Source organism: Bacteroidota bacterium, assembly GCA_016714535.1.
Taxonomy (GTDB): domain Bacteria; phylum Bacteroidota; class Bacteroidia; order AKYH767-A; family OLB10; genus JADKFV01.
Window position 1 is genome coordinate 121,185 of record JADKDR010000019.1, and the last position, 9,875, is coordinate 131,059.

Annotated in this window: 7 protein-coding genes; 3 read left to right on the plus strand and 4 right to left on the minus strand. The window is 37.1% G+C overall.

Translation table 11 applies throughout. The annotated features are described in order from the left end of the window. Positions 1-154: 154 nt before the first annotated feature. The 4 genes from IPO27_19060 to IPO27_19075 form a co-directional block, all read right to left on the minus strand. On the minus strand, positions 155-1,681 hold the full coding sequence (locus IPO27_19060; protein ID MBK8848520.1) for a T9SS type A sorting domain-containing protein: 1,527 nt from the start codon (positions 1,679-1,681) through the stop codon (positions 155-157). Positions 1,682-1,746: 65 nt separating this feature from the next. After that, positions 1,747-3,252, minus strand: a complete 1,506-nt coding sequence (locus IPO27_19065) for a T9SS C-terminal target domain-containing protein (GenBank protein MBK8848521.1) — start codon at positions 3,250-3,252, stop codon at positions 1,747-1,749. 240 nt (positions 3,253-3,492) lie between these two features. Further along, complete coding sequence (locus tag IPO27_19070) at positions 3,493-4,020, minus strand: hypothetical protein (protein MBK8848522.1); 528 nt, start codon at positions 4,018-4,020, stop codon at positions 3,493-3,495. A 224-nt stretch (positions 4,021-4,244) separates the two neighbouring features. After that, positions 4,245-4,568, minus strand: a complete 324-nt coding sequence (locus tag IPO27_19075; GenBank protein MBK8848523.1) for a hypothetical protein — start codon at positions 4,566-4,568, stop codon at positions 4,245-4,247. A gap of 985 nt (positions 4,569-5,553) precedes the next feature. Here IPO27_19075 and IPO27_19080 point away from each other — a divergent pair. The 3 genes from IPO27_19080 to IPO27_19090 form a co-directional block, all read left to right on the plus strand. Further along, positions 5,554-6,648 (plus strand): hypothetical protein, encoded by a 1,095-nt coding sequence (locus IPO27_19080; GenBank protein MBK8848524.1) that lies wholly within the window; start codon positions 5,554-5,556, stop codon positions 6,646-6,648. 232 nt (positions 6,649-6,880) lie between these two features. Then, complete coding sequence (locus tag IPO27_19085) at positions 6,881-8,620, plus strand: T9SS type A sorting domain-containing protein (protein MBK8848525.1); 1,740 nt, start codon at positions 6,881-6,883, stop codon at positions 8,618-8,620. A 474-nt stretch (positions 8,621-9,094) separates the two neighbouring features. Further along, the coding region (locus IPO27_19090; protein MBK8848526.1) for a transposase at positions 9,095-9,875 on the plus strand (781 nt) is incomplete at its 3' end.

Sequence of the window (9,875 nt, forward strand, 5' to 3'; positions counted from 1 at the left end):
TAAGAATTTGTAATACGAATAACAGTTGCGACTATTGGATTGATAATGAACCCTTGGCTATGGACGGAGGTTGCGAATTGATTAAACATTGGGGCTGAAAGTATGAAATACGCTACACAATTTCCCTTTCCATGTGGAAAGGGGAAACTCAATTTTACTCCTTCACCACCCTCCTATCATAGCGCCTACCTTGATGTTGTATGCGTGCTATGTACATTCCGCTTGCAAGTGTGGCAATGTTGAGTGACTGATTTACGTTTGCTTGTAGTTGTGTGCTTAGCTGCAACTTTCCACTGATGTCAAGTAATTGAAAGGTGATTGGCTCTTGTGTTTTTAAGAGCACCATTACTTCCAACATGTTTTTTGCAGGATTGGGGTTTATACCAAATACATTGTCAACAATTGAAATCGCATTGATAGAAGTAAAAACATTAAGCACGGTTATCACCAAGCTATCGCAACCAAACTGTGTGGTGAGCGAATCGTAATACAAGCCGCTTTGCGTTTGCCATGCGCCACATGCAAATGCACTATCTCCTTGAATGATGTTAACGGTGTCTGTATATGTTTGGTAGGGATGTGCAATTACTGTAAATGAGTTTGTATCACATAATTGTAAGGTTGTATCACATTCAGTGAGGTGTAGTGTCCATGGGCCATTGGCATGCCATTGGACATCAATAGCACTTGTACCTTGTCCTGTAATTATTTGTCCTCCACTAACATTCCAAGTATAGATGTTGCCTATATTATCAGTGGTTTTGTAATTAGCTGTAGATGCACTATCATAACATAAGCTTTGTGCACCGCTTATTGCTGTTCCTAAGTTAGCATAGGACAAATAAATTAATGTACTTGCTTTATTGGTAACAACCGGAGCATTAAAATCAAAATAAATAGATGCCTCGCTTAAAATTTCAGCTCCTACTTGCAACGTTTTATTTGGCTTAATGCGATACCGAATGTATCCATGACTGCCTTGTTCATCAACATTGCTATCGGGCAAAAGTATATTTGGAAACTCAAATGTGGCAAGGCGGCTTTCGCTGTTGAGGCTTATATTTACCGGGTTTGACGATGACAGAAACTCGAACGATGCAAGGTTCAATTTCTTGGGAATAATATTTTCAACCTTCACATTGAAGGCTGTATCGTTGCCGGTGTTTTGAAAATAAATTACATACTCCAAATAGGGTGGCACAGGTTTTAAATCGAAAACCGAAACCGAATCTTTGTTTACAATTATTTCATTTGGGTCGAAGGAACCAATTGTAGTTACCTCCCAACTTGCACTATTGTTTGCAATATCATAATCATCTACAAAAGGGAATATTTTTGCACTCGAATTTAACAATGTGCCAATTTGCAAACCTTGATGTACGTATACGGTTACAGTAATATCACCCTCGCTAAAAGGAGCGAGTGCAGGTAAATTCCAAATCACAGAATCGGCATATACATTAGCAGGCAACACATTTGATGAAACAAAATCAACTTTAGCATCATTGAAAAAATAAATAATTGGCGACAAAACTGTTGTACCAATATTTTTATAATGTATATTGTAAGTGGCATTAAACCCACTGCGGAAAGGCGATAGTGGATGAATACTAATATACAAATCATTAGCAATAGTTGTTGGCTGGTATGCAAAATCGTTTAAAGAATCTATTTGTTGCATAGCAGTAAAAGTGGCAGTATGTGTTGTTGGATTAGGAGTGTAGTAAGTAACAGTATTTGCTGCACTTACAGTGTAAGTAGTTGTATCAAAACCCCAATAGAATACGAACCATCGGCTTGAGAAAAAGTGTAACGGCCAGTACTTGCTTCCGTTATTTTTATTCCCGAAATATTTGCCTCGCTGCTATCTTGTACATTATTTTGATTCACATCTGCAAGTAATTTACCCGTAATGCGGTTTGAAGGGGATAGTTTTACTACCCAATAATCAAGGATTCCATTGCTATTTTCTGTTTTGTCACCGGAGATATTTGAATATGAATATCCTCCCAAAACGTAACCTCCATCGGGTGTGGGGGTAATAGAATTTAACCAGTCCTGAGCACTTCCGCCAATCGTATTTTGCCAAATAATATTACCTATGCTATCAATTTTTACTACCCAATAATCATAAGTTCCATTGCTATTTTCTGTTTTGTCACCGGAGATATTTGAGGATGAACCTCCTCCCAAAACGTAACCTCCATCGGGTGAGGATGTAATGGAATATAACCAATCACCGTCAATCCCCCCAATGGTATTTTGCCATACAATAGCACCAAGGCTGTCAATTTTTACTACCCAATAATCATAAGTTCCATTGCTATTTTCTGTTTTGTCACCGGAGATATTTGAGGATGAACCTCCTCCCAAAACGTAACCTCCATCGGGTGTGGGGGTAATGGAATTTAAGTAGTCATTGTTACTCCCCCCAATGGTATTTTGCCATACAATAGCACCAAGGCTGTCAATTTTTACTACCCAATAATCATAACCACCATTGCTGTTTTCTGTTTTGTCACCGGAGATATTTGAATTTGACCATCCTCCCAAAACGTAACCTCCATCGGGTGTGGGGGCAATGGAATATAATTGGTCCTCGCCATTCCCCCCAATGGTATTTTGCCAAACAATAGCACCAAGGTTGTCAATTTTTACTACCCAATAATCAGAACTTCCATTGCTATTTTCTGTTTTGTCACCGGAGATATTTGAGTATGACCATCCTCCCAAAACGTAACCTCCATCGGGTGAGGAGGTAATAGAATATAAGTAGTCATCGCCACCCCCCCCAATGGTATTTTGCCATACAATATTACCAAGGCTGTCAATTTTTACTACCCAATAATCTGCAACTCCATTACTATTTTCGGTTTTATCTCCGGAGATATTTGAGTATGAATATCCTCCCAAAACGTAACCTCCATCGGGTGAGGAGGTAATGGAACATAATCTGTCATCGTTATTCCCTCCAATAGTATTTTGCCATACAATAGCACCCAGGCTGTCAATTTTTACAACCCAATAGTCAACGCCTCCAATGCTATTTTCTGTTTTGTCACCGGAGATATTTGAGTGTGAATATCCTCCCAAAATATAACCTCCATCGGGTGCGGGGGTAATGGAATATAACTGGTCCCAGTTATTACCTCCAATGGTGTTTTGCCATTGAATATCGTATTGGGTGTTTTGCGCATTGCAAAAAAATGAAGTGAGTAAAAAAATAAATGTGGAAAGTAGTTTTAGTTTCATTATGACTCGTATTAAAATTTTGCTTGTAATGCATGGCAAATCTAACAAATTATTTGAATGGTTGGTGGTTTTTTCTAATGGCTTTGATGGTGTCTGTGAACTTCCAAATGCATTATGTGATAGCAACTTCGCTTTACAATAAAATACAAAATTATATAATTTAAACAATACATCTCGCCATCGCATGTAGGCTAACCCCTTGTATACTATACCCGTATTAGTTTAATAGCGATGTTGCACTTAAAAAGTCACTTTCGAAAACTTTTGTCCATCAAACTGCAAAATAGCTTCGCCATTGCAAACAAACCATAGTTTGCCCTTTTTGTCTTTATAAATAACATAAACCGAATTGCCCGTTAGTCCGTGTTTCGTTGTGTAATTAGTCAGATTAGTACCATCATACTTCCATACTCCGGCATCAACGGTTTCAATCCAGAAATAGCCTTCTTCGTCTTGATTAATTGCAAACACTCCGGCAATCGAACCAAGATTATCAACTAATTTTTTTTGCTTGAGAAATTCGTAATTGGTCAGATTTTTTTCCTCGGTAATATTGCGAAGCGCCTTTCCATCATAGCAATATAACCCACTCCCGTTGATGCCAAACCATAACAAATCATTTTTGTCTTGAAAGATACAACGCACCGCAAGGCCGGCTAAATCTTTGTCATCAATAAATGAAAAGGTAGAACCATCATATACACAAACCCCCTTTTCCTGTGTTCCAAACCAAACCCTACCCGACTTGTCGACTGCGGTGCAGTACATTTGGTAAGAACCTGCACTGCTATTTGAAGGCGGTGTATAGTAAGAAGGTTGTATGTTAAAATTTGTAAATGATTTGTCATCGTAAAAGCAAATTCCATTCAGGTGGCCAAAAAATAATCCTCCCTTGGTATATCGATTTGTCCATACTTTGCATCTTTTATAGCTTCGGTATGATTGGTAAATATGCTGCCATCAAAACTGCATATACCATCGCGGGTTACAAACTAAAATATTCCATTTATGTCCTCTTTATGCCCCACACAAATTTGCCGTACAAGCCATCCTTCATGGTAATATGGATGATGGTATTTCCATCGTAACGATAAACTCCCCCCACCATTGCCTGCAAACCAATAAATGGAATCATTATCCTGCAAAATGCAGTCGAGGTCTGTTCCCATAGCGGATACCGTATCGCCAATACCAAAGGTTTTGGCATGTTCAACAATATCTTTAATTTCCCTATCAACTTGTGCATTACAAGAAGTAAATGCAGATAGAGTTAAAGTAATTACAATGGGAGCATTTATAGACTTGGTTACTTTCATTATTTCTATTTAGTGCTAAAGTTATTTTCGCATCAAAAAAAATGCAGCATCATATCAAGTTTTTTACTGCAACTATTTTATATTGGCAAAAACTTTTACAACCCGACAAATACAAACAAATTATTATAGACAACAAGGAATTTTTGGTTGATAATAATCGCGTTTGGATTTATGGCTTTGTAATCATGCCAAATCATATTCATCTATTGTGGAGGATGCGAGAAACTTTCGAAGAAAAAATATTCAACGAGATTTTTTAAAATTTACAGCACAAAAATAAAATTTGATTTGCTAGAAAATCATCCCCAAGTATTATCACACTTTAAATCCACTCAAAACGATCGTGAGTATCAGTTTTGGGAACGGAGAGCCTATTCGTCAACAATATATAATAGGGTAGAATTAGGACAAAAATTAAATTATATGCATAACAATCCGCTTGTTGGTAAATGGAAACTGGCTGAAAGTCCTGATTTGTACTTTTATTCAAGTGCAAAATTCTATTTGTTAAGCGATTCTACGTCTAATTTTCTTACACATTATACAGAGCATATATAAATTATCGAATCAAATTCGATAAGTGATTGGTGAAAACACCAACCACAGGCAGCACTTGAAGTCGATAAGTGGTTTGTGAAAACACCAACCATAGGCAGCAGTCGTAGTCGATATCTGCAAACTGAAAAAACCGGAAGCTAATATCCTGCTTTGATAATACTTGCTTCCACTTCAGATCTGGCTTTGCATTGCAGTTACAGCCCTGATAGCCTGCCTTTCTTTTGAAACAATTTATACAAAAAAGACCAAAATGTTCTTCCTATTCAAACCTTGCTGATATGCTCCACATAATTTTCGGATTACCCATTTGAAAAAGTTATATCCCGGTATCAAACAATTGTCAATTAGACGAAAAATCTATCAAATAAAAATCTACTTTCGTGGGTGATTAATTAATATTGGTTTACGAATAATATTTAGCTTAAATATGTTAGAGTTAAATTTTCAGGAATTATCAAAAATCAATTGCATTCGCATTTGTGACCTATGCGCATGTTTTTCGGGTGCTACCTTTATATGGCTGATGTTGTTTTATGCAAAACGAAAATTTAAATCAGATATTAATTATTCGGGGCTCATAATGATATCGTTTGCTTATATTCTCTGGGGCTCAATGGACCTAATCAGGATATTAAGTGTCCTTTCAGCAGGAGCTTTTAACCTTGTTACCAATACCTTTTCTGCTTATAATAACGCCTTCTTTCTGGCTTCGCTCCCATTCTTTGAACCCAATGTTAAGTTATTCAAAAACAGGATCCCCATATATAAAAAACCATCTGTTTGGGCGCTCAATATTCTCTTATTTAACGTACTTATCGTAATTTTTTATTCTTTGACCTGGGGCGAAGTTTCTACTTCGAAAGCCATAATCAGAAATTTTGACGTGGCATATTCAGCAATAACATTCTTATTGCTTGGCATTGTTATGACAAATTCTTTTGTGGTGAACAAGCAACACTACTTTGCCATAATGAGTGTGCTATTGACCTTAACACTTATTCTAACTCAACTTGCTTTCTCCACTATATTTGCAATTCAGCATTATGATATTATCAGTGTTACTTCGCTCGCATCACATTCCATTTTGCTTATTCTTCTTATCATAATGGCTAAAAACAGATTTGAATTTCAAAATGAATTAATATATACCGACAATGTTGAGAAGCTAAAAAATCTTGAAACGGAATTGAAATCTAAAATTCGAATATTAGATGATGAAAATGCCGAGTTAAAAGTCATAATTACCAGTATGAATGAGGACATAAAATCGCTTCAAACAGAAAAATCGAGTCATATGTCCATCATAAATCTCAAATCTTTATCGGACCGCGAAATAGAGATTTTAAGAAACATAAATAAAAGCTACTTCGAAATAGGGGAACTTCTTTTCATAACGCGCGATACCGTTATTAGCCATAAGAAGAATATCGAAACAAAACTAGGAATTTCAGGAAAAGAAAGCCTACTACGCGTTGCTATTGACAACGGTTTAATTCCGGCTGAAAACATTTCATTCAAGTAAATATTGCGAGGGAAATTTAACCTAAAATTGTATATCTGATTGAGAATCAGAATTATATCTTGCCTAATCTGGTTACGCCCATCATAAAAGTTCTTCATAAAACAAATCCTTTAGCTGTGGTTAACCGCTGTAGTGATAAAATTTCACCATAGAAAAACACCACCCTCTCACTATGCTAAGAAATATTTATATATATATGTTTGGGTAATTTAAATCCATAAACGGCATAATTATGAAAAATAAATTACTAAAATTTCCTGCATTAAAGCTGTTTATCCTTTCAATAACTGAGACAGCTTTTAGAATCCGGTTCAAATTCCTTATTGCGCTATGCGTTCTTTTGGTTTTAAGTGGAATGATCAGTCAAGGACAAGTATTTACCAACAACGTGCCATCGGGATGCAATACCTGGGATTCGCAGAACACTTATGCAGCACCAGGGTTACAAAAACAGATTGTGGTTTCGGGATTGGCTACTCCACTTGGCACCGGTATGGGACAGGTGGTGCTTAATCAGGTGAATCTTGAACTAGGTTCTTCAACTTGTACCGGTAATCTAAGCAGCTATTATGTAAGATTAGTATCCCCAGCAGGTACAATTATTCAACTGGTAGGCCCATTTTGTACTACCTCAACCAGCCAATGGTTAAAAATCAAATTGAGAGATCATTCTTCTCTTGAGCCAGTAAAATCTTATACCTCTGGAGTGCAGCAAAACTATTGGCCATGGAGTATTGGCTATTATCGTACTAATGTTGCCAATGCCTACTCTGCATTAAATGGAGAGAATCCAAATGGAACCTGGACACTCCAAATAGCCGAAGCTACAACATCTGAGGTTTCATTTACGAAGGTTGAACTTGTTTTTGGACCTCCTATTCCTGTTACCGATATCACCAATTCAACTGTTAATGATTATTGTTCAGGTTCACAGTGTATTGAGGCAAATGGCGTTTATATTGGCACCAACAACAGTTATTCTCCTAACGACCCCGTCTACCCGGCAGATGCTAATGGCTATGTTGGGGCTTGTTCGTGGAATGGCGCTAACAATAACAGTGCTTGGTTTTCATTTGTAGCCAATGCAACCACAGCCTACATTTCGCTTAGCGGCATCACAAATAATCCTCCCGGAGGAAGCGATACACAACCGATAGTTGTAACCCGGAATGGTGGATGTGGTGGCACCGGATCATGGACCGTTCCAACAGGAGGTTGTCCGGATGATGTACCGCTTAATAATGGTGCTTATGTTACTGCCAACGGAGGTGGAAGCAGCGCATCCAATGTTTATTTTAATGGTATCAGCGCAAATTGCGAGTTTAATTTATCAGGACTCACAATTGGCAATACTTACTATTTGCTAATTGATGGTAATGGCGGTATTCCATCTACTTTTTATATCGTAATGCAGAGCGGTGGACTTCCTTGTACTTCACCTCTAGGGGTTGAATTTTTCAATTTTAAAGCTGAGAAGTACGAGGATGATAAAGCGATTCTTAAATGGAGCACATTAAACGAATTCAATTGCAATTACTTTGAGGTTCAACGGTCAAATAACGGAACACATTTTAATAAGATTGGAACAATTAAAGGTGCAGGAAACTCCAGTCACACAATAAATTATTCATTTATTGATCCTTCTCCACTTCAAAGCATTAACTTTTATAGATTAAAACAAGTGGACATAAATGAAAACTTTAATTTCTCGAATATTGTTTCTTTAAAAGCCGAAAACTACAACAACATTATTGCTTATTATAATTACGAAAGCGATAATATTATTATAACAAATCTCATGTCAAAAGGTCAAAAGAAAATTAGAATCTTTGATTGCACTGGCAAATTGCTAACCACCCAAACTCTTTCTGATAATTCAGTAGCTTTTGATATGATAGACTTTGCTCATGGAGTATATTTTGTTTCAATTGAAGAAAACAATTCAATAGCAAAATTCAAAATATGCAAATGAAAACTCAACAATGAACAATAAAAAGCTAAGTTTAAAAACATATAAAAAGCATACAGCAGAATAACTGAATTAACTTAGATAAATCTTTCAATGTGAATCATTTGCTTTTTAAGAGTCTTGTGCCCTTCTTTCTTTTAATATGCAAACCTTTGTGACTTCAGCCACAAAAGTATATTCCCATTTTTTTTACAAAAAAAGGTTACCTTAAATGATAACCTCTTGTTTGCGGTAGGGACAGGACTCGAACCCTTCTCGCCTGAAGCGAGATGACAGGCTTGTGCTTAGGGTTTGCTGAAAATATTGAATGCTCAATATTATCAATAATTTTGCAGCTATCAACAAAAAACATCTGCAAAGCAAAATGGCAAAAGCATCAAAAACGCGTGCATCCAAGCAAGCCTATATTAGCACGACACAGTTAAGTTTAGACGGATTTGAAACCCCTTTTTCGCAAAAGTTAAACCCCAAAAACCGATGGGTAATTCTTGCCCATCGCATCCCATGGATAAGTTAGTCAAACTATATCAACAACAACTTAACAATCACCCAAATGGAGCCAGCTCCATAAATCCACGAGTTGCAATAGGTGCAGTAATCATAAAACACATATGCGAATTAACAGACAGAGCAACCATACACCAGATACAAGAGAACATGTATATGCAATACTTCATTGGCTACAGCAGTTTTAGCAATGAAGAACCATTCGATGCATCACTCTTTGTTAGCATCCGTATGCGCTTAAACTTTGATTTAGTGGGCAAAATGAACGAGATGATATTAGACCTTGGAAGCCCCAAAGCTGCAACAACAGACAGCTACAGCAGCGAAACCACAGACGAAAAAGACAAAGAAAAGCCAACAGAAACTAATGCAAACACACCCACACATAGCGGCACAATGATTACAGATGCCACCGCAGCACCACAAGATATAAGCTATCCAACCGACTTGAACTTACTCAACGATGCACGCGAAAAGGCCGAAAAAATAATTGACATACTCCATGCCCATACAATGGAAGATGAAAAGCCACCCACCTACCGCAAAACAGCACGAAAGATATATTTGAAAACAGCACAAAAGAAAACCAAAACAACCAAAGAAATACGAAAAGCCATACGCAAGCAACTCAACTTTTTGCACCGCGACATTCAAATAATACACAAACAACTAGACCAACTTGAACACATACCACTTGCAAAAAAAACATACAAATACCTCTTGGTAATACAAACCCTGACGACCAACAAAA

Bases quoted from the DNA above. Each gene is read 5' to 3' on its own strand.
- IPO27_19060 (MBK8848520.1), bottom strand. From the start codon at position 1,681: ATGCAACAAATAGATTCTTTAAACGATTTTGCATACCAGCCAACAACT.
- IPO27_19065 (MBK8848521.1), bottom strand. From the start codon at position 3,252: ATGAAACTAAAACTACTTTCCACATTTATTTTTTTACTCACTTCATTT.
- IPO27_19070 (MBK8848522.1), bottom strand. From the start codon at position 4,020: ATGTACTGCACCGCAGTCGACAAGTCGGGTAGGGTTTGGTTTGGAACA.
- IPO27_19075 (MBK8848523.1), bottom strand. From the start codon at position 4,568: ATGAAAGTAACCAAGTCTATAAATGCTCCCATTGTAATTACTTTAACT.
- IPO27_19080 (MBK8848524.1), top strand. From the start codon at position 5,554: ATGTTAGAGTTAAATTTTCAGGAATTATCAAAAATCAATTGCATTCGC.
- IPO27_19085 (MBK8848525.1), top strand. From the start codon at position 6,881: ATGAAAAATAAATTACTAAAATTTCCTGCATTAAAGCTGTTTATCCTT.